Source organism: Streptomyces qaidamensis, assembly GCF_001611795.1.
Classification (GTDB): domain Bacteria; phylum Actinomycetota; class Actinomycetes; order Streptomycetales; family Streptomycetaceae; genus Streptomyces; species Streptomyces qaidamensis.
This window is the reverse complement of sequence record NZ_CP015098.1, coordinates 5,034,253-5,054,737: the sequence shown is the minus strand read 5'-3', so window position 1 is coordinate 5,054,737 and position 20,485 is coordinate 5,034,253. Positions and strand designations below refer to the sequence as shown.

At 71.7% G+C, this 20,485-nt stretch carries 17 protein-coding genes; 3 read left to right on the top strand and 14 right to left on the bottom strand.

Annotated features, from left to right (window positions below; all coding sequences use genetic code 11):
• Positions 1-4: 4 nt before the first annotated feature.
• From A4E84_RS22455 to bldG, 5 genes are all read right to left on the bottom strand, one after another.
• Entirely contained in the window at positions 5-1,534 is a 1,530-nt protein-coding gene (locus tag A4E84_RS22455; protein WP_062928308.1) for a DUF7059 domain-containing protein, read from the bottom strand.
• A 178-nt stretch (positions 1,535-1,712) separates the two neighbouring features.
• Entirely contained in the window at positions 1,713-2,303 is a 591-nt protein-coding gene (locus A4E84_RS22450) for a small secreted protein (RefSeq protein ID WP_174569450.1), read from the bottom strand.
• Positions 2,304-2,495: 192 nt separating this feature from the next.
• Entirely contained in the window at positions 2,496-4,901 is a 2,406-nt protein-coding gene (locus A4E84_RS22445; RefSeq protein WP_062928307.1) for a sodium-translocating pyrophosphatase, read from the bottom strand.
• 274 nt (positions 4,902-5,175) lie between these two features.
• Positions 5,176-5,607, bottom strand: a complete 432-nt coding sequence (locus A4E84_RS22440; RefSeq protein WP_062928306.1) for an ATP-binding protein — start codon at positions 5,605-5,607, stop codon at positions 5,176-5,178.
• Between the two features lie 122 nt (positions 5,608-5,729).
• Complete coding sequence (bldG, locus tag A4E84_RS22435; protein ID WP_003991900.1) at positions 5,730-6,071, bottom strand: anti-sigma factor antagonist BldG; 342 nt, start codon at positions 6,069-6,071, stop codon at positions 5,730-5,732.
• A gap of 78 nt (positions 6,072-6,149) precedes the next feature.
• Here bldG and A4E84_RS22430 point away from each other — a divergent pair, with 78 nt between their 5' ends.
• Positions 6,150-8,678 carry a DEAD/DEAH box helicase gene (locus tag A4E84_RS22430; RefSeq protein ID WP_079129074.1) on the top strand — a complete coding sequence of 843 codons (2,529 nt, stop codon included), beginning with the start codon at positions 6,150-6,152 and terminating at the stop codon, positions 8,676-8,678.
• Here A4E84_RS22430 and A4E84_RS41080 read toward each other — a convergent pair.
• From A4E84_RS41080 to ssd, 7 genes are all read right to left on the bottom strand, one after another.
• Positions 8,569-8,988 carry an Rv3654c family TadE-like protein gene (locus tag A4E84_RS41080; RefSeq protein ID WP_079129390.1) on the bottom strand — a complete coding sequence of 140 codons (420 nt, stop codon included), beginning with the start codon at positions 8,986-8,988 and terminating at the stop codon, positions 8,569-8,571. The two genes, A4E84_RS22430 and A4E84_RS41080, sit on opposite strands and share 110 nt — an antisense overlap.
• 164 nt (positions 8,989-9,152) lie before the next feature.
• Complete coding sequence (locus A4E84_RS22425) at positions 9,153-9,512, bottom strand: TadE family type IV pilus minor pilin (RefSeq protein ID WP_062928304.1); 360 nt, start codon at positions 9,510-9,512, stop codon at positions 9,153-9,155.
• On the bottom strand, positions 9,499-9,708 hold the full coding sequence (locus A4E84_RS22420; RefSeq protein WP_062931560.1) for a DUF4244 domain-containing protein: 210 nt from the start codon (positions 9,706-9,708) through the stop codon (positions 9,499-9,501). Before A4E84_RS22420 ends, A4E84_RS22425 begins: the two co-directional genes overlap by 14 nt.
• A gap of 69 nt (positions 9,709-9,777) precedes the next feature.
• Positions 9,778-10,572, bottom strand: coding sequence for a type II secretion system F family protein (locus A4E84_RS22415; protein ID WP_062928303.1), 795 nt, complete (start codon positions 10,570-10,572; stop codon positions 9,778-9,780).
• Positions 10,569-11,441, bottom strand: a complete 873-nt coding sequence (locus tag A4E84_RS22410) for a type II secretion system F family protein (RefSeq protein ID WP_062928302.1) — start codon at positions 11,439-11,441, stop codon at positions 10,569-10,571. The genes A4E84_RS22415 and A4E84_RS22410 overlap by 4 nt, the downstream gene beginning before the upstream one ends.
• The gene (locus A4E84_RS22405) at positions 11,425-12,651 is read right to left on the bottom strand and encodes a TadA family conjugal transfer-associated ATPase (protein ID WP_062928301.1); all 1,227 of its coding nucleotides are present in this window, start codon (positions 12,649-12,651) and stop codon (positions 11,425-11,427) included. The genes A4E84_RS22410 and A4E84_RS22405 overlap by 17 nt, the downstream gene beginning before the upstream one ends.
• The gene (gene ssd, locus A4E84_RS22400) at positions 12,648-13,760 is read right to left on the bottom strand and encodes a septum site-determining protein Ssd (RefSeq protein WP_062928300.1); all 1,113 of its coding nucleotides are present in this window, start codon (positions 13,758-13,760) and stop codon (positions 12,648-12,650) included. The genes A4E84_RS22405 and ssd overlap by 4 nt, the downstream gene beginning before the upstream one ends.
• A 574-nt stretch (positions 13,761-14,334) precedes the next feature.
• On the opposite strand from ssd, the gene A4E84_RS22395 reads away from it, so the two are divergent.
• Positions 14,335-15,168 carry an HAD family hydrolase gene (locus tag A4E84_RS22395; protein WP_062928299.1) on the top strand — a complete coding sequence of 278 codons (834 nt, stop codon included), beginning with the start codon at positions 14,335-14,337 and terminating at the stop codon, positions 15,166-15,168.
• A 335-nt stretch (positions 15,169-15,503) separates the two neighbouring features.
• Here A4E84_RS22395 and A4E84_RS22390 read toward each other — a convergent pair whose 3' ends face one another.
• Positions 15,504-16,328 carry a Fic family protein gene (locus A4E84_RS22390; protein WP_062928298.1) on the bottom strand — a complete coding sequence of 275 codons (825 nt, stop codon included), beginning with the start codon at positions 16,326-16,328 and terminating at the stop codon, positions 15,504-15,506.
• A gap of 89 nt (positions 16,329-16,417) precedes the next feature.
• On the bottom strand, positions 16,418-17,683 hold the full coding sequence (locus A4E84_RS22385; RefSeq protein WP_062928297.1) for a polysaccharide deacetylase family protein: 1,266 nt from the start codon (positions 17,681-17,683) through the stop codon (positions 16,418-16,420).
• A gap of 292 nt (positions 17,684-17,975) precedes the next feature.
• Between A4E84_RS22385 and A4E84_RS22380 the strand changes: the two genes are divergently transcribed.
• Positions 17,976-20,345 carry a bifunctional SulP family inorganic anion transporter/carbonic anhydrase gene (locus A4E84_RS22380; protein WP_062928296.1) on the top strand — a complete coding sequence of 790 codons (2,370 nt, stop codon included), beginning with the start codon at positions 17,976-17,978 and terminating at the stop codon, positions 20,343-20,345.
• Positions 20,346-20,485: the final 140 nt, after the last annotated feature.

Here is a 20,485-nt window from a genome sequence, read left to right as displayed (position 1 = left end):
CCGTTCAGCGGACCGGCTCCAGGAATCCCTGCTCGACCAGCAGCCGGATCTGGGCCGGCGTACGGTCGCGCAGCAGCACCGGGTCCTCACCGATCAGCTGGGCGATGGCGTCGAGGATGCGGCCCGCGCTCATCGTGCCGTCGCACACACCCGCGAAACCCGCACCGACCGTGTCCACCCGGGTCGCCCGGCGCATGCCGCGATTCTGGCGCAGCACGACGTGCTCCGGATCCTCCGCGCCGGGCAGTCCGACCTGCTCCTGCACGATCTCGGCGGCGAGCCGGAAATGCCCTTCGAGCAGCGCGGCGTCGTCGTGGTCGCGCAGGTGGTCGAGCCGGTCGAAGTGGGCCCGGATCGTGTCACCGAGCGGCTGCTCGACCGGGTGCGGCCACTCCTCCACCGTGATCGAGGGCACGGCGGCACTCGTCCTGCGCAGGGTGATCCAGCCGAAGCCGACGGCCTTCACCTTGCGCGCCTCGAACTCGTCGAGCCATGCGTCGTACCGCGCCTGGTACTCCGCCGCGTCGCCCTGGTGGTCGCCCGCGTCACGGAGCCACAGCTCGGCGTACTGGTTGACGTCCTGTACCTCGCGCTGCACGATCCACGCGTCACAGCCCCGGGGCACCCATGACCTGAGCCTGTCCTGCCAGTCCTCCCCTTCCACGTGCTGCCAGTTCGCGAGGAACTGCGCGAACCCGCCCTCGTTCAGGCGGCCGCCCGCCTGTTGAACGAGCGTGCGGCACAGATCGTCCCCGCCCATCCCGCCGTCGCGGTAGGTCAGCCGGGCGCCGGGCGAGATCACGAAGGGCGGGTTGGAGACGATCAGGTCGTACGTCTCGTCGCTCCGTACGGGCTCGAAGAGGGAGCCCTCGCGCAGGTCGGCGGCCGCGGCGCCGGACAGCGCCAGCGTGAGGGCGGTGATGTGCACGGCACGCGGGTTGAGATCGGTGGCCACCACGCGCGTGGCGTGCTGCGCGGCGTGCAGGGCCTGGATGCCGGAGCCGGTGCCGAGGTCGAGCGCGGCGGCGACGGGCGTACGCACGGTGATGCCGGCGAGGGTCATCGAGGCACCGCCGACTCCGAGGACGACGCCCTCCTCGCGTCGGCCGATCCCACCGGCGCCGCCGACCGCGCAGCCGAGGTCCGACACGATGAACCAGTCCTCACCGCCGGGACCGCCGTAGGGCCGAACGTCCACCGTCGCGGCGAGTTCGTCCCCGCCGGCCCGGGCCAGCCAGCCGCTCTCCAGGCAGGCGTCCACGGGCAGGACCTCCGCAACGCGCGCGTGCGGCACGGGCTGCTGGAGCAGGAACAGCCGGACGAGCATCTCCAGGGGCGTGTCCCCGCGGGTCGCCCGGAGCGCGGGGACGGTCTCGCTGCGGGCCAGTGCCGCGTACGCGGGGGCACCGAGCAGTTCGAGCAGTCCGTCGGCGGTGAAGGAGGCCGCGAGCAGGGCGTCCCGGAGCCGGGCGGCGGCTTCGGGACGGTCGGAGGCGGGCAGCGGGGGCAGGGGTGACTGACTGGCGTTACTCACGCCCCCATTGTGGCCGCCGGTGCGGGTGCCGCACGTGCCCGTGCCGGGGTTCGCATGAGCTTCGGGCGCTCGTCACGAGAGGGGCACTGGACACAACGGGGTCAGTCAGTCACCTTCAGCTCAGCCGTCACGTTTGGCTCAGCAGTCACGTTTGCCGCCTGCTGCCCGGCCCCGCTGCTCAGCTCTGCGTGGCCCCCGCCGACGCCGTGGCCGCCTTGCAGCTGGACTGCTTGGCCATCGCCTGGCCGACCTCGCCCTCCTCCAGGTTCCTGAGGGCGTCGTTCCCGCTCTGGCTCAGCTTGTCCAGCTCGGTGGCGATGTCCTTCAGGCCGTCGGCGAACTTGCCCTGGTCCTTGGTGTCGAGCCCGTCGACCTGCTTCTTCAGCGAGGCGTACGAGGCGGAGATCGAGTTGAGCTCCTTGACCGCGTCCTGCTGCTTCTTCTCGCCGTTCTCGACGTCCGGGGCCCCGGCCTTGTTCACGGCGGTCCCGATCGCCTTGTAGGCGTCGGACATGTCCTGGAAGGCCTGTGCGTCGGTCTTCTGGACGTCCTCCGGCGTGCTGTTGTCGGAGGTCTCCTTCTGGATCGCGGCATTGGCCGACTCGATCTTCTTGGCCTGCGGCTGTACGGCGTCACAGACCTGCTTGGCCCAGGAGTCCAGCTTCTCGTTGCTGTCGTCGCCGCCGCAGCCCGACAGCGCCAGTACCAGTACCGCACCGCCGGACAGTGCGGCCGCGAGCTTCTTGTTCACCGGTTTGGTCCCTTCCATGGCTCTCGGCCCCGGAACATACACGCCAGATGCACGGCAACCGCACGCCGAGCGTCTATTAAGACCTTTTTGTAACCTTTTGCACCAAGCGAGATAAGGCTCACGCGTGATCGTGTACCCACACAGCGCGGGCGGGCGGCACGTCAACGCGCGCCGCCCGCCCGCACCTTGAGCTGGGGCTCGGAAACCTCCCTACGAAACCACTGCCGGATCGGCCGACTTGGGTGCGGTCCCGGCGTTGTCTTCGTCACCCATGGCGATGCCGCGCCGCTTTGACACGTACACCGCCCCTGCGATCACGAGGAACGCGAGGACGGCGATCAGAATCCGCACTCCGATGCTCTTGTCCGGGCCGTAGGAGAACTTGATCACCGCCGGCGCGATGAGCAGCGACACCAGGTTCATGACCTTCAGCAGCGGGTTGATGGCGGGACCCGCGGTGTCCTTGAAGGGGTCGCCGACCGTGTCTCCGATCACGGTCGCCGCGTGGGCCTCACTGCCCTTGCCGCCGTGGTGGCCGTCCTCGACGAGTTTCTTGGCGTTGTCCCAGGCGCCACCGGAGTTGGCGAGGAACACCGCCATCAGCGTGCCCGCGCCGATCGCGCCCGCCAGGAACGCGCCGAGCGCTCCGACGCCGAGCGTGAACCCGATGAAGATGGGCGCCAACACGGCCAGCAGACCAGGCGTGGCGAGCTCGCGCAGGGCGTCCTTGGTACAGATGTCGACGACCTTGCCGTACTCCGGTTTCTCGGTGTAGTCCATGATCCCGGGCCTCTCGCGGAACTGCCGCCGCACCTCGTAGACCACGGAACCCGCCGACCGCGACACGGCGTTGATCGCCAGCCCCGAGAAGAGGAAGACGACCGCCGCGCCGGCGATGAGACCCACGAGGTTGTTGGGCTGCGAGATGTCCATCATCAGGCTCATCGGGGCGCCCTCCCCGCTGAGTTTCTCGCCGACGTCCCGGGCGCCGGTGATGATCGCGTCGCGGTACGACCCGAACAGCGCCGCCGCCGCGAGCACGGCCGTGGCGATCGCGATGCCCTTGGTGATCGCCTTGGTGGTGTTGCCGACCGCGTCCAGATTGGTGAGCACCTGCGCGCCCGCGCCCTCGACGTCGCCGGACATCTCCGCGATGCCCTGCGCGTTGTCGGAGACCGGCCCGAAGGTGTCCATCGCGACGATCACACCGACCGTGGTGAGCAGGCCGGTGCCGGCCAGCGCCACCGCGAACAGGGCCAACATGATCGACGTACCACCGAGCAGGAACGCCCCGTACACACCGAGGCCGATCAACAGGGCGGTGTAGACGGCGGATTCGAGACCCACGGAGATGCCGGCGAGGACGACGGTGGCCGGGCCGGTGAGCGAACTCTTGCCGATGTCCCGCACAGGCCTGCGGGTGGTCTCGGTGAAGTAGCCGGTCAGTTGCTGGATCACGGCGGCGAGCAGGATGCCGATCGCCACCGCGACGAGCGCGAGGACCCGCGGGTCGCCGTCCTTGCCCAGGATCGCGGCGTCGGTGACCCCGTCGAGCTCGGAGTACTTCCCCGGCAGGTAGACGAAGACGGCCACCGCCACCAGCACCAGCGAGATCACCGCGGAGATGAAGAATCCGCGGTTGATGGCGCTCATGCCGCTGCGGTCGGCGCGCCTGGGCGCGACCGCGAAGATGCCGATCATGGCGGTGATCACACCGATCGCCGGCACGAGCAGCGGGAAGCCGAGCCCGGCGTCGCCGAAGGCCGCCGATCCGAGGATCAGCGCGGCGACCAGGGTCACGGCGTACGACTCGAAGAGGTCGGCCGCCATGCCCGCGCAGTCTCCGACGTTGTCGCCCACGTTGTCGGCGATGGTCGCGGCATTGCGCGGGTCGTCCTCCGGAATGCCCTGTTCGACCTTGCCGACCAGGTCGGCGCCGACGTCGGCCGCCTTGGTGAAGATGCCACCGCCGACACGCATGAACATCGCGATCAGCGCGGCCCCGAGGCCGAAACCTTCGAGCACCTTCGGCGCGTCGGCCGCGTAGACGAGCACCACGCAGGAGGCGCCGAGCAGGCCGAGGCCCACCGTGAACATGCCGACCACGCCGCCCGTGCGAAAGGCGATCTTCATCGCCTTGTGCGAAACGGTGGTCAGATCCTTTTCCGGCTCGCCATCCGCCGGGGTGGCTTCACGCGCCGCCGCGGCGACACGCACATTGCTGCGTACGGCGAGCCACATGCCGATATAGCCGGTGGCCGCCGAGAACGCCGCTCCGATCAGAAAGAACACCGAACGTCCGGCACGCTGACTCCAGTCGTCCGCGGGCAGCAGCATGAGCAGGAAGAACACGACCACGGCGAATACGCCGAGCGTGCGCAGCTGACGTGCCAGATAGGCGTTGGCGCCTTCCTGGATCGCCACCGCGATCTTCTTCATGCTGTCGGTGCCCTCGCCGGCCGCGAGTACCTGGCGCACCAGGACCCCCGCGAGCACCAGGGCCGCCAGTGCGACGACCGCGATGACCACGATGAGGACGCGGTTGCCATCGGTCAGTACGGCGGCTGCGAGGTCGGTGGGATGGCCCGACTGTTGTGAGAGGGAAAGCCCCGCCATTCGTCCTCCTTGACGCTTGGGCTGAGCTCAAGATGTGGACGGGATTGTAGGTACCGGAACCTGATCAAAACAGAGCGCGATAAACGGAATTGGACTTCCGGGGTAATGCCCTGAAAGCATTCCGAGACTGCCGGAGAGCGCGCGAATGATCGTGAACGAATTCACGCGATGAACGGCACAGGAACTACTGTAAAGGCGAGCACTGACACCCGCACATGACGAAGGGCCCCACGGGTGGCGGGGCCCTTCGGACGAACGGTGTGCGGTGGCGGGGTCAGACCAGGATCGTCGGCGGCGGCGTGGTCGGCCAGGTCATCTTGATCAGCCCGCCGTGCTCTCCCGCGCTGACCTCGACGTCGTCGACGAGTCCGCTGATGACCGCGAGGCCCATTTCGTCCTCGTCGGTCTCAGCGTCGGGGTCGCCGGGACCGGCGCCACCCTCGCCGGCCACCGCGTGCGGGACCTCGTCGCCGACCTCGATGGAGAACTGCTTCTCCTCCTCGATCAGCAGCACCTTCACCGGTGCCGAGATCCCGCCGGTCTGGTGCAGCCCGACGGCCCGGCTGCATGCCTCGCCGACGGCGAGCCTGACCTCGTCGAGGACGGCCTCGTCCACTCCGGCCCTGCGCGCCACCGCTGCCGCCACCAGCCGGGCGGTCCTGACGTGCTCGGGCAGCGCGCTGAAGCGGAGCTCAACGGTGGCCATGCATCCCCCTCGCAACTACGGGCGTGCTGTCGGGAGGCTCCGGGCCGCCGAAAGCCCGGGCCCCCTCGGTCTTCACTTCTGCCGAACGACGGCCGGCCCGGGCGCATGGCCCGGGTCCGGTGTCAGTCGGTGGCCGCAACCGCTTCCTCGACCGAGGTGTGAATCGGGAACACCTTGGTGAGGCCTGTGATACGGAAAATCTTCAGAATGCGCTCCTGGTTGCAGACCAGGCGCAGGGAGCCCTCATGGGCACGCACGCGCTTCAGGCCGCCGACCAGTACGCCGAGTCCGGTGGAGTCGAGGAAGTCCACGCCCTCCATGTCGACGACAAGGTGGAAACTGCCGTCGTTCACCAGCTCGACCAACTGCTCGCGCAGCTTGGGCGCGGTATATACGTCGATTTCGCCACCGACCCTGACGATCGTGCGATCGCCCATGGTCTCGGTCGACAGGGACAGGTCCACGGATCCTCCAGCACCTTGCTATCGAGCGGTCGCCCTAGGGGCATTCGGCTTCAGCCCCTGGACGCTTCGCCAGCCGCGATGGCATTCAATCACTTACCGGCAGGCGTGCACGACGCCTTGGCTCCATTGTCCGTCACGCCAGTGACACACTCGGTGCCGATGGCCAAGAATCACCGATCCGATCGAACCCGGACGGACCCCGCCCCCCGACCCGCGCCGGATGCGGTCCTGGACCGGCTCGCGTCCGGTCCGGGCAGGGCTTCGCGCATTACTCATACGGAGCACTTGCCCCCACGTGAGGGTCGGCATGCCGTCTGGCCGGACCGGATCCGCGCGGAGGTCGTCGCGGCCGTGCGAGCCGCGGGCATCGAGCATCCCTGGGCCCACCAGGCACGCGCCGCCGAGCACGCCCTGGACGGCGATTCGGTCGTCGTCGCCACCGGCACGGCCTCCGGCAAGTCCCTGGCCTACCTCGTGCCGGTCCTGTCCGCCCTCGTGGAGGGCGCGGAGGCTCCGAACGGCCGCGGCGCGACCACCCTCTACCTGGCTCCCACCAAGGCTCTCGCGGCGGACCAGTGCCGTTCCGTGAAGGAACTTTCACATCCGCTGGGTCATTCCGTCCGCGCTGCCGTGTACGACGGCGATACTCCGTTCGAGGAACGCGAGTGGATCCGCCAGTACGGCAACTACGTCCTGACCAACCCGGACATGCTGCACCGCGGCATCCTGCCGTCCCACCCCCGCTGGTCCTCCTTCCTGAAGTCGCTGAAGTACGTCGTCATCGACGAGTGCCACACCTACCGGGGTGTCTTCGGCTCGCACGTGGCACAGGTGCTGCGCAGGCTGCGCCGGCTGTGCGCCCGCTACGGCGCGTCGCCCGTGTTCCTGCTGGCCTCCGCGACCGCCGCCGAGCCCGCGGTGGCAGCCCGCCGGCTGACGGGTGTGCCGGTGCTGGAGGTGTCCGACGACGCCTCCCCGCGCGGCGAACTGGTCTTCGCCCTCTGGGAACCGCCGCTGACCGAGCTGCACGGCGAGAAGGGCGCCCCCGTTCGCCGCACGGCCACCGCCGAGGCCGCCGACCTGCTCACCGACCTCACCGTGCAGGGCGTGCGCTCGGTCGCCTTCGTCCGCTCCCGGCGCGGCGCCGAACTGATCTCGGTCATCTCCCAGGAGCGTCTGGCCGAGGTCGACCGGTCGCTGGCCGGGCGTGTCGCGGCGTACCGGGGCGGCTATCTCCCCGAGGAGCGCCGCGCTCTCGAACAGGCCCTCCATTCGGGTGAACTCCTGGGCCTCGCCGCGACGAACGCCCTCGAACTCGGCATCGACATCTCCGGCCTCGACGCGGTCGTCATCGCCGGCTACCCGGGCACACGCGCCTCCCTGTGGCAGCAGGCGGGCCGGGCCGGACGGTCCGGGCAGGGCGCCCTGGCCGTCCTGGTGGCCCGCGACGACCCGCTGGACACCTTCCTCGTCCACCACCCCGAGGCCCTGTTCGACCAGCCCGTCGAATCGACCGTCCTCGACCCGGACAACCCCTACGTGCTGGCCCCGCACCTGTGCGCGGCCGCCGCCGAGCTGCCCCTGACGGACGAGGACCTCGACCTGTTCGGCCCGGCGGGCGAGGGCCTCCTGCCACAGCTGGAGGCAGCGAAGCTGCTGCGCCGCCGCACCCGGGCCTGGCACTGGACCCGCCGCGAACGCGCCGCCGACCTGACCGACATCCGCGGTGAGGGGGGACGCCCGGTCCAGGTCGTCGAGACCGGCACGGGCCGGCTGCTCGGCACGGTCGACGCCGGCGCCGCGCACTCGACGGTGCACGAGGGGGCGGTCCACCTCCACCAGGGCCGCACGTACCTGGTGCGGTCGCTGGACCTGGAGGACTCCGTCGCCCTCGTCGAGGAGGCCGCGCCGCCCTACTCCACGGTCGCCCGCGACACGACGTCGATCTCCGTCCTGGAGACGGACGTCGAGATCCCCTGGGGTGACGGCCGCCTCTGCTTCGGCTCCGTCGAGGTCACCAACCAGGTCGTCTCCTACCTCCGCAGACGGCTCATCACCGGTGAAGTGCTCGGTGAGACCAAACTCGACCTCCCTCCCCGTACACTGCGCACCCGCGCCGTGTGGTGGACCGTCACCGAGGACCAGCTGGACCGGGCCCGGATCAACCCGGAGATCCTCGGCGGCTCCCTGCACGCCGCCGAACACGCGTCGATCGGTCTGCTGCCCCTCTTCGCGACCTGCGACCGCTGGGACATCGGCGGCGTGTCGATCCCGCTCCACCCCGACACGCTCCTGCCCACGGTCTTCGTCTACGACGGCCATCCGGGTGGCGCGGGCTTCGCGGAGCGTGCCTTCCACACCGCCCGCACCTGGCTGACCGCCACCCGCCAGGCCATCGCCTCCTGTGAGTGCGATGCCGGCTGCCCGTCCTGCATCCAGTCCCCCAAGTGCGGCAACGGCAACGACCCGCTGCACAAGAGGGGGGCCGTGCGGCTCCTCACGGTGCTGCTGGAGGGGGCTCCCGAGGAGAAGGAGACGGCGGACGAGGCACCTGAGCAGGCTCCGGAGGATCCAGCAGACCCGTCGGAGGCCCCGCCCGGGCCCTGACCTCCGCGGTGAAGGGCCCGCGACCCGACGCCGCCGTCACGTCCGAGATCTCCCCGGCGACCTCACACCGCACGAGCCGCACGCCCTGTGCCCGGGCCACCCGGCCGGCCCGGGCACAGGCAGCCGTGCCACCCTCCGCCCAGTGGTCCGCCGCGGCGAGCGCCGCGAGATCCGCACCGCCCGCCGCACGATGGCGGATGACGACGGCCTGGCCGAGCGCGAGAACGACACCGAACACCACGCACAGGACGGCGATCACCCCGACACTCCAGACGCTGGCGGACCCTCGGTCCGGGCGGACGCTCCGGATGGCTGTGGACCCACGGCCCGAGCCGACCCTCCGGACGCCGACGGGCCCCCGGCCCGGGACGAACCCCCGAACGCCCTGCTCGGCGTCGACGGAACCCCGGCCCGAGCCGGCGCACCGGACAGCGGCCGATGCCCGGCCCCCCTCGGCATTCCTTCGGCCCCGTCTCACGGCCCCACCGCCTCCTCGGCCGACGCCACGGCCTCCTCACGCACGGCGAAGGACAGACCGCGCAGCACCGGCGGCTCGGCCACGACAACCACCCGGACGTGCTCCGCGTCCCGGCTGACGGTCACCTTCGCGCCCGGCGGCGCCGCCTCGCGGGTCAGCTTCACGACCGCCCCGGGCGGGTCCTGCCGGGCCGCCGCACGCGCGCCCGTCCGCGCCGCGTCCACGCACTGGATCTGCGCGGCCACGACCAGCAGCCCCCACACCAGCGCCATCGCGAACATCACCAGAACGGGCAGCACCACGGCCGACTCCGCCGTGACGAACCCCCGGTCCGCGCCCCGCTCACATCCGCGCATTGAGGGCTTCCTTCACGATGTTCTGCAGCTCCGCGCTGACCGGGCCGCTCGTGACGACCTTGTAGAGCACCACCGCGAACGCCACCGCCGCGACGATTCCCATCGCGTACTCGGAGGTCACCATCCCCGCGTCCCTCCGCGCCGCACGCATCCCGCACACCAGGGCACACAGCCGTGCCCGTACCGTCTGATACATCTCAACCCCCGTGGGAAAGAGTCCGAACTCCTGTTGCTCACTGCTCACTGCTTCCGGTCGGTCGCCGCGTCATCCACCACCCCCTCCGAGCACGCCGCCCGCGAGGCCGATCACCACGGGCAGCACGCCGACCGCGATGAACGCGGGCAGGAAGCACAGCCCGACCGGCGCACTGACCATCACGCCCGCCCGCCGGGCCCGAGCCGTCGCGGCACGGCCCCAGTCGGCCCGGGCCTCCGCGGCGAGCCGCGCGACCGGTACCGCGGCGGGCAGTCCGGACACATCGGCCCGTTCCAGCAGCCGGGCCAGACCTCCGGCACCCGGGACGGCAGCCAACGTCCGCCAGGCCGAGCCCGGTTCGCCGCCCAGCCGTACCTCCGCCGAACCCCGGGCGAGCGCATCGCCGACAGGGCCGCCCAAGGCCTCACCCACCGCCTGCGCGGCGATCACCGGGCCGGCGCCCGCCGCGATGCAGGCGGCCAGCAGGTCGGCGGCCAAGGGCAGTTGGCGCGCAGCCTCGGCGAGGTCGGGTGCCCCAGGGTCCGCGCCGGCCGTCTCCTGCCTGAGCCGCCACCGCCACAAGCCCACCGCGCCCACCAGTCCCACCGCAGCGCCGGTGAGGCCTCCGGCAAGCACCCATCCGGCGCAGGCCACGCCCACAGGGGCCAGCCACGTCCGCACGGCCCCGCGCCATGCCCGCCGTGGGACGGGAACAGCCGCTTCCCGAACCCCCGGCAGCCCGGCCAGGCGCCGGCGCATCCTCCGGCGGCGTCGCGCCTCCACCACCCACCGTGCCGGCCATCCGCAGGCCAGCACGATCCCCAAGGCCACCCCCAGCCTGTGGACAACTTCTCCGCTGCTCATGGCGCCTCCTCCGCGCCCCGCACGATCCGCTGCACCCACCACAGCCCCAGGCCCTCCAGCACCCCGCCTGCCGCCAGGCAGCCCAGCCCCGCCCCGGTGTGCAGCAGGACGTGCAGGGGATCGGCCCCGAGGGCGGTGCCGATGAGCAGCCCCAGGGCGGGCAGCCCGGCGAGCATCACCGCCGTGGCCCGTGCCCCCGCCAACTGGGCCCGCAGATCGGACCGCTGGTCCCGTTCGGCGCGCAGAGCGGCGGCCAGCCGGTCGAGTCCGGCGGCGAGCCCGGCACCCTGGTCCACGGCGACCCGCCAGCACGCCGCCAGTCCCCGCAGCCCCTCGGCACCCGGCTGCCGGGCCGCCGCAGCGAGCGCGTCCGGCACGTCACCGCCGAACCGGGCCGCCGCCAGCACCGTCGCCTGCGCGTCCGCGAGTCCGCCGCAGTCCCGGGCGGCCCGCAACAGCGCCTCACCCGGCTGGCGTCCGGCCCGCACCTCACCGGCGAGCGCTCCGCACAAGGCGACCACCGCGTCGGCCCGGCGCTCCCTGTCCCGCCGCGCCCGGCCGGCCAGCCGGACCCGCCGCAGCAACGGCACCCCGGCCGCACCCAGGACGGCCGGCAGGACCGACGCGCCGAGCACCGCCAGGACCAGCCCGGCCACCGGTGACCACCACTCGGGCCGCAGCCGCCCACGGACGTGCCGCAGTTCACCGGCCGTCCGCCGCCACCCGGGCGGCCCGCTCCCCGCGGCTTCGCCGCTCGCGAGCAGCAGCCGCGCCCGCCGCGCAGCCTCCTGACGCTCACCCAGCAGCCAGACAGCCGCCCCCACGCACGCCACGGCCGCACCCATCGACATCTCAGGCACCCCCGTCATGACCCGCCCCCTCCACGCCGGCCTCACCCGGTCCGCTCCCGCTCGCCCCGCCCCGAAGCAGCCCCCGCAGCCGCTCCCACCCCCGCTCACGCACGAAGGCCTCCGCTCCCCACCGCAGCGCCGGCACCGTCCGCACCAGGCCCGAGGGGTCCCGCTCCAGCACGTGCACCTCGGCGATCCGCCGCCGCCCGGCCCGGTCGCGCACCAGGTGCAGCACCACGGAGAGGGCGGCCGCCAACTGGCTGTGCAGCGCGGCCCGGTCGAGCCCGGCTGCCGTGCCGAGCGCCTCCAGCCGGGCCGGTACATCGGCGGCGGCGTTGGCGTGCACCGTTCCGCAGCCGCCCTCGTGGCCGGTGTTCAACGCGGCCAGCAGATGCACCACTTCGGGCCCGCGCACCTCGCCCACGACCAGTCGGTCCGGCCGCATCCGCAGGGCCTGGCGCACCAGGTCCTCCAGCGTCACGAGGCCCGCGCCCTCCTGGTTGGCGGGTCTGGTCTCCAGCCGCACGACGTGCGGATGGTCGGGCCGCAGTTCCGCCGAGTCCTCGGCGAGGACGATCCGTTCGTCCGGTCCCACCAGCCCCAGCAGGGCACTCAGCAGCGTGGTCTTGCCCGTGCCCGTGCCTCCGCTGACGAGGAAGGACAGCCGCGCGTCGAGCAGGGCGCGCAGTATGCGGTCCCCGCCCGGCGGCACCGTGCCCGCCGCGACCAGCTCGCCGAGCGTGAAGGCACGCGGTCGTACGACCCGCAGTGACAGGCAGGCGCAGCCCACGGCCACCGGCGGCAGCACCGCGTGCAGCCGGGTCCCGTCGGGCAGCCGGGCGTCGGCCCAGGGCCGGGCGTCGTCCAGGCGGCGTCCGGCCACCGCTGCGAGGCGCTGGGCGAGCCGTCGTACCGCCGCCGCGTCCGCGAAGCGCACCGGCGTCAGCTCCAGTCCCCCACCCCGGTCCACCCAGACCCGGTCGGGGGCCGACACCAGCACGTCCGTCACCGACGGATCGGCGAGGAGCGGCTCCAGCGGCCCGCTGCCGACCAGCTCCGACCGCAACTGTGCGGCCGCTCCCAGGACTTCGGCGTCCCCGAGGACCCGCCCCTGCTCCCGCAGAGCCTGCGCCACGCGCGCGGGGGTCGGATCGGCCCCGCTCTCGGCCAGCCACCGCCGCACCCCGTCGAGCAGCGCGGCGCCCTCGATTCCGGCCAGGGTGCTCATGCCGTACCCGCCTCGACGAGCGCCCGCTCCCAGAACTCCTTGCAGAACCGGGCGAGCGGTCCGCGGGGAGCCGCGCCCGGTGGCGCCGGGGCGGCGTCCGGGCGCGACAGACCCGGCTCTGCCGGTACCTCGCCGACCAGGGGCAGTCCGAGCAGCCGGGCCACCTCACGGTCGTCGAGCCCCGGTGGGTAGGGCCCGCGGACGGCCACCCGCAGGTCCCGCAGGACCATGCCGACCGCGGAGGCCACCCGGCCCGCGGCCGCGACGGCCCGCAGCTCGGCGGGCACCACCACTACGCCCACGTCCAACTGGGTGAGGACCTCGGCGACGCCGTCGTCGATCCGGCGCGGCAGGTCGACCACGACGGTGCCGCCCCGGCGCCGGGCCGCCGCGAGCACCGCCCGCACCGCCTGCGGCGGGACCGCGATCCGGTCGCCGCGGTCCCAGCTGAGCACGCGCAGCGCATGCAGTTCGGGCAGCGACTCCTCCAGGGCGGCCCCGCCGACCCGGCCGCGCGAGGAGGCGAACGCGGGCCAGCGCAGTCCTTCGGCCGTCTCACCGCCGAGGAGTACGTCAAGTCCGCCACCCAGTGGATCGGCGTCCACGAGGAGGGTGCGCAGTCCCTCCCGCGCGGAGGTGACGGCGAGGGCACACGCGAGCGTGGACGCTCCGGCCCCGCCCCGGCCGCCGATGACGCCCACGGTGAGGGCTGGCCGGCCGACGCCCTCGGCCACGTCGGCGATCCGGTCGACCAGCCACTGCTCGCCGTCGGGCAGCATCAGGACGTGCTCGGCACCGATCTCGACGGCCCGCCGCCACACCCCGGAGTCGTCCTGGTCCCGGCCGACGAGCACCACGCCCCTTCTGCGGACGGCCCCGCGCACCCGCCGCGCGGCGTCGTCGCCGACCAGGACGAGCGGTGCGGCCTCCCAGCTGCCCCTGCGCTCCGGCACTCCGTGGTGCACCTCGGGTGTGGCGCCCGCTGCCGCGCACAGGCGCAGCAGGTCGTCGAGGAGTTCGGTGTCCTCGGTGACGATCAGCGGGCCGCCCTGCCGCCCTCCGGCGCCCGGCGGCGGGTCGTGTGTGACGGTTCCGGCCACGGTTTCCATCCCCCTTCGCTGCATGGCTCGCGCGGCCCCTGCGGCCCCGCGATTCCCAAACGTGGGAAGAACCGGCGAGCGGCCTCCCTGTGAACGGCCGACAGAAACCGGCCAAACGCCCCGGGTACTCGGAACCGGCGATGAACTCGCCGCGAGCGGGGCGCGCTGGAATCACGGTGCAGCGATCCCGGAAATCGTGTGGATCTTGGTGGATAACCGTGGACGCCTCGGGGGTTGTGAATATCGCCGTCACCCATACCGGTGAGTCGCTCCGGCCCTCTGTGCGGCTGCCACAGAGCAGCCCGGCAACTACCCAACGTAACAAATCATGGGCATGACAAGACCTGGGTCGGAGCCGCAGCCGAGCGGCATCCAGGCCGCGAGAAGGGGGAGAAAACCCACCCGGACATGCGACGACCCCCGCCGGGGGGGAGAGCGGGGGTCGTCCCCACGGCCGACTCGGGGGGGGGAGGAGTCGGGCCGGGTTAGCACGGTCGCGAACGATCCGTGACTTCCATGGTGTACCCGAGAGCCTTCTCAGGCAAACCCACGCGCCCCACCTTACGCCGAATGGGCTGCCCCTATGCTCTGGGGCGTGGAAAACCACTCGTTGCCCCGCACAGCTGCCTTCTTTGACCTGGACAAGACGGTCATTGCGAAGTCGAGCACGCTCACGTTCAGCAAGTCGTTCTACCAAGGCGGTCTGATCAACCGCAGGGCCGTCTTGCGCACCGCATATGCCCAGTTCGTCTTCCTGGCCGGCGGCGCCGACCACGACCAGATGGAGCGCATGCGCGCATATCTGTCCGCCCTGTGCCGCGGCTGGAACGTGGAACAGGTCAAGGAGATCGTCGCCGAGACGCTGCACGACCTGATCGACCCGATCATCTACGACGAGGCCGCCTCCCTCATCGAGGAGCACCACACCGCCGGCCGCGACGTCGTGATCGTCTCCACATCCGGCGCCGAGGTGGTCGAGCCGATCGGCGAGCTGCTGGGGGCGGACCGCGTGGTCGCCACCCGCATGGTCGTGGGCGACGACGGCTGCTTCACCGGTGAGGTGGAGTACTACGCGTACGGCCCCACCAAGGCCGAGGCCGTGAGGGAACTGGCCGAGTCAGAGGGTTACGACCTCAGCCGCTGTTACGCCTACAGCGACTCGGCGACCGATGTGCCGATGCTGGAATCCGTCGGGAACCCGCATGCCGTGAACCCGGACAGGGCACTGCGCCGCGAGGCCCTCGCGCGCGGATGGCCTGTCCTGGACTTCCACCGCCCGGTCCGACTCAAGCAGCGCATCCCCGCGTTCTCCGTGCCGCCGCGCCCGGCGCTCGTCGCGGTCGCCGCGATAGGCGCCGCCGCGGCCACCGCGGGACTCGTCTGGTACGCGAACAGGCGCCGTACGACGGTCGCTTGACCTGCGGCGACAAGCCGCCCTAATTGAACCCAAAAGTAAAGAAGTGCAGCCTGGACTTCCGCTTGCTCCGGGGCAGGAGTACAAAGGACTCAACGGCCCGCGAGACCAAGGACATCCGAGAGGATCACCTTTTCACGCATTTGGCCCCACGGACCGAGCATGAACACCGGGCACCCACGCGACGTCGACCCGTCGAATACGGGCCAGCCGCACCAGGTCACGGGCAAAGTTCCCGGCCTGATGGGCATATATCGAGGACGCTTGGTAACCCGATGCTCATGCCAGCGGCGGTACGAGAAATCGTGCCGCCGCATCATTTTCCCGGCCGGGTGATGTCACGCCGCTCCGCGCTGCAGCGCCTCGCACACCGCCATCGACTCGCGCGCCCCCAGTTCGAGCGCCCTGCCGCAGTGTGCGATCCAGGCGGCGACGCCTTCCGGGGTACCTGAGACGTACCCGCCGAGGGCTTCCAGGTAGGCGTCGCGCCCCAGCTCGGCGTGACCTACCTCGGCCGCACAGACCGACTTCGGGTCCAGGCCGCTGCCGACCAGGACGACGCGTTCGGCCGTGCGGGCGACCAGGCCGTTGTGGGAGGTGAAGGGGCGCAGCGCCAGAAGTTCGCCATGTACGACGGCGGCCGTCACCAGCGCCGGTGCGGAGCCGCCCGCGATGATCAGGCCGGCCAGTCCGTCCAGTCTGCCGTGCGTCTCGGTGGCGCTCGGCAGCGGCAGTGCGACGAGCGGCTCGTCGACCTGCTCGCCGTCCTTGCGAGGCCTGCCCACCTGGTCGCCCTGGTCCGCGGCCGCCACCAGGTGCAGCCGGGCCAGCACCCGCAGGGGCGACTGCCGCCAGATCGACAGCAACTGGCCCGCCTCCGCGGTGAGCCGCAGCGCGGCGCCCACGGTGCGGGCCTCGTCGTCGCCGCTGAAGTCCGTACGACGGCGCACCTCCTCGAGGGCCCAGTCGGCGCCGGACAGCGCGGCCGAGCCGCGGGCGCCGCGCAGGGCTGCCTCGGAGGTGATCGCGTTGCTGCGCCGCCGCATGACCCGGTGCCCGTAGACCCGGTCCACGGCCTTGCGTACGGACTCCACGGAATCGGCCACTCCGGGCAGCGCCCCCAGGGCCGCGAGGGGATCGGCGGTCGAGCCTGCTGTACTCATGAGTACGACCCTACGCATCCCTGGGCCCGGCCCCACGGCGGAGTGGCCTTCTTCACGCGCCGTGCGCCTGACGGCGTCACTCCGGAGAGCTACCCCCTGGCCGCCGGAGGCCCCGGGACGCCCTTGGGAGCCGGGGCGGGCCGGCCCGACAGGAAGGACGCCCAGCCCTCCTTGGGCGCCTGGCCGACCTGCAGGGTGCGCAGCTTCTCCAGCGTCTTCGGGTCCTGCGCGTCCAGCCAGTCCACGAGCTGCCGGAACGAGACGCAGCGCACCTCCTCCTTGGTGCACACCGTCTCGATGACCTCCTCGACGGCCCGCATGTAGGTACCGCCGTTCCAGGACTCGAAGTGGTTGCCGATGATCAGGGGCGCTCGGTTGCCGTGGTAGGCCCGTGAGAAGCCCTTGAGCAGGCCGTCGCGCATCTGGTCGCCCCAGAAGTCGTGCATGGCGGGGTTGCCCTGGGTCTTGGTGCCCGACTGGTTGACCATGAAGTTGTAGTCCATGGTGAGCTGCTCGAAGGAGTGGCCGGGGAACGGCACGAGCTGCATGGACACGTCCCACAGACCCTGCTTCTTCTTCGGCCAGACCTGGTCGTTCACGCCGCTGGTGTCATAGCGGAAGCCCAGGTCGCGGGCCGCCTTCATGAAGTTGCGCTGGCCTTCGAGGCAGGGGGTGCGGGCGCCGATGAGCTCCTTGTCGTAGTCGAAGGGCAGCGGGGACGCGTCCCTCAGGCCGGTGTTGGTCTTCCAGGTCTTCACGAACTGCTTGGCCTGGGAGATCTCGTCCTTCCAGTCCTCGACCGACCACTCGCCCACACCGCCGCCGCTGCCGCAGAAGTGGCCGTTGAAGTGGGTGCCGATTTCGTTGCCCTCCAGCCACGCCAGGCGCAGCTGCTTCGCGGTGGCGGCGATGCCGCGGCGGTCGTTGAAGCCGATGTCGGAGCGCCCCGGGGAGTGCTGCGGCGGCCGGTACCGGTCGCGCTTGTCGTCGGGCAGCATGTACACGCCGCTGAGGAAGTACGTCATGGTCGCGTTGTTGTCCTTGGCGACCTTGCGGAAGTGGGAGAACAGCTTCTGGCTGTCCTCGCCCGCGCCGTCCCAGGAGAAGACAACGAACTGCGGGGGCTTCTGGCCGGGCCGCAGGCGTTCGGGTCTGGGCAGGTGCGGCTGGGCGCCGGTGTAGGCGGTGGAGCCGTCTCCGATCAGCCGGACCGCGCTCTTCGGCGCCTGCGCCGGCGTCGGCTTCTGCGGGTCGGGGGCCTCCTGCCGGGGGGTGCCGGTCGCGCAACCGGCGAGCGATGCGGCGCAGACCGCGGCGATCACGGAACTCGCGGCGATCCTGTGGGTGGCGGTCATGTTCCGCCCACCTTCTTCCTTCTCTCGGGTGCGGACAGCGCCGCCAAATTCGCACGAGATCGAGAAGGAATTAGTACGACAAGCCGATCAAATAGCCACTTCACTCTTCAGAGTGATCCATTAGCCCATTTGCCCGTAAAGTCTATGCTCGTCCTTTACTCTGCATTACGATCCGTTTACCGAGCGTTGATTCATCCCGCCGATCTACACCGTGACCGCCGCGACCGAACCCCGCCCCGAGCGGGGACCCCACAGTTACGCGACCGCGCAGCCCCGGAGGAGACGGGAAGCCATGTCAGCCTGCGTCCCCACACGCGCCACCGACCCGAACCAAACCGAACGCACCCATCCGCCCCACAGTCCGCCGCCGCCCGGGCCCCGCCGATTCCGGATCGCGGGTGCCGATGTGTCGGCCTCGATCGCGGTCTTCCTGATCGCCCTGCCCCTGTCCCTGGGCATCGCCCTCGCCACCGGCGCCCCCCTCCAGGCCGGCCTCGTCGCCGCGGCCGTGGGCGGACTGGTCGCCGGGCGGCTCGGCGGCTCCCCGCTCCAGGTGAGCGGACCGGCCGCCGGACTCACCGTCGTCACCGCCGACCTCATCCAGCGTTACGGCTGGCGGACGACGTGCGCCATCACCGTCCTCGCCGGCCTCGCCCAACTCGGCCTGGGCTGCCTGCGCGTGGCCCGTGGCGCACTCGCCGTCAGCCCCGCCATCGTGCACGGCATGCTCGCCGGGATCGGCGTCACCATCGCCGTCGCCCAGCTGCACATCGTGCTCGGCGGCACACCCCAGAGTTCCGTCCCGGACAACCTCCGCGCGCTGCCCGCACAGCTGGCGGACATGCGTCTCGCGTCGGTCTCCGTGAGCGTGCTGACCCTGGCGCTGCTGCTGCTCTGGCCGAGACTGCCCGGCCGGGCCGGACGCCTGCTGCGCAAGGTGCCGGCCGCGCTCGTCGCCGTCGCCGGAGCCACCGCGGCCGCCGCCCTCGCCGGGCTCCGCCTGCCCAAGGTCGACCTGCCGTCCTGGAGCAACCACGCACTGGCCGGACTGCCCGAGGGCCCCGTGCTCGGCCTGGTCGCCGCCGTGCTCACCACCACCCTGGTGTGCAGCGTGCAATCGCTGCTCGGCGCCGTCGCCGTGGACAAGCTGGTGGCCGCCCGCCCGGGCCTGCCCACCCGGGTCGGGCGCTCCCGCCTCGACCGTGAGCTGCTCGGGCAGGGCGCCGCCAACATCGTCTCCGGCTCGCTCGGCGGACTGCCCATCGCCGGTGTGGCCGTGCGGAGTTCGGCGAATGTGCACGCGGGTGCCGTCAGCAGGAACTCCACGATGCTGCACGGCGTTTTCGTAGTGATCGCCGCGCTGCTGATGGTCCCGATCCTGGAGTTCATCCCGCTCGCCTCGCTCGCCGCCCTGGTGATGGCCGTCGGCATCCAGATGGTCTCCCTGAACCACATCCGCACGGTGACCCGCCACCGGGAAGTCTGGGTCTACGCCGTCACCACCCTCGGCGTGGTCTCCCTCGGCGTCCTGGAGGGCGTGGCGCTCGGCATCGCCATGGCCGTCGGCGTCGCCCTGCACCGCCTCACCCGCACCCGCATCAGGCACGAGGAGAAGGAAGGAGTCCATCACGTACACGTCAGAGGGCAGTTGACGTTCCTCGCGGTGCCACGGCTCAGCCGGACCCTGCATCTCGTGCCCCACGGTGCCGACACCGTCGTCGAGCTGGACGGGTCGTTCATGGACCACGCGGCGTACGAAACGTTGCAGGACTGGCAGAAGACGCACACCGCGCAGGGCGGCACCGTCGAGATCACCGGCCGGCATCCCGGCACCCGCATCTCCGAGCCCCAGTCCGGCAGCGCCTGCCGCTGCCGGCCCTGGACGCCCTGGCGCAACCACCAGTGCGACGGCCCTCAGTCCACATCCCCCACCGAGAAGAACCCGGACGGGTCGGACCGCGCCGAGCCGGACCCGACGGGCACCGGTGGAGCAAGCGGGCACGAACTGGCGCGTGGCATCAGCGCGTTCCAGCGCAACACCGCGCCGCTGGTGCGCAGCGAGCTGGCCCGGCTGGCACGCGAAGGGCAGCGGCCTTCGCAGCTCTTCCTGACCTGCGCGGACTCCCGGCTGGTCACGTCGATGATCACCTCCAGCGGTCCGGGCGACCTGTTCGTCGTGCGCAACGTGGGGAACCTCGTGCCACGGCCGGGCGAGGAGAGCGGCGACGACTCGGTGTCCGCCGCCATCGAGTACGCCGTGGACGTGCTCCGGGTGCGGTCCATCACGGTGTGCGGGCACTCGGGCTGCGGCGCCATGCAGGCGCTGCTCAACTCCGAGCTTGGCGGCGCCCGGACCCCGCTGAAGCGGTGGCTGCGGCACGGGCTGCCCAGCCTGGAGCGCATGGCCGACGCGAGTCTGCCCTGGGACAGGCTGGCCGGGCGCTCCGCCGACGACGCGGTCGAGCAGCTCTGCCTGACGAACGTCGTCCAGCAGCTGGAGCACCTGCGCGCCCACGACTCGGTCGCCCGGGCCCTCGACGAGGGCACCTTGGAGCTGCACGGCATGTACTTCCACGTGGGCGAGGCCGAGGCGTATCTGCTCACCGAGACGGAGGCCGGTGGGGTCTTCGACCGCGTACGGGAGCCGGACCTGACGGCGTGAGCCGGACGCCGGACCAGGGCGGTCTCCGGCTCGGCACCGGTTGGGGTGTGCCCCGGTCGAGCCCCGGGGCACACCCGGTGGCCTCGGGTGAGGCGGGTGATCGGCAGCCGACCTGGGCGTGCTCCGGGGGGCGGGAGCCC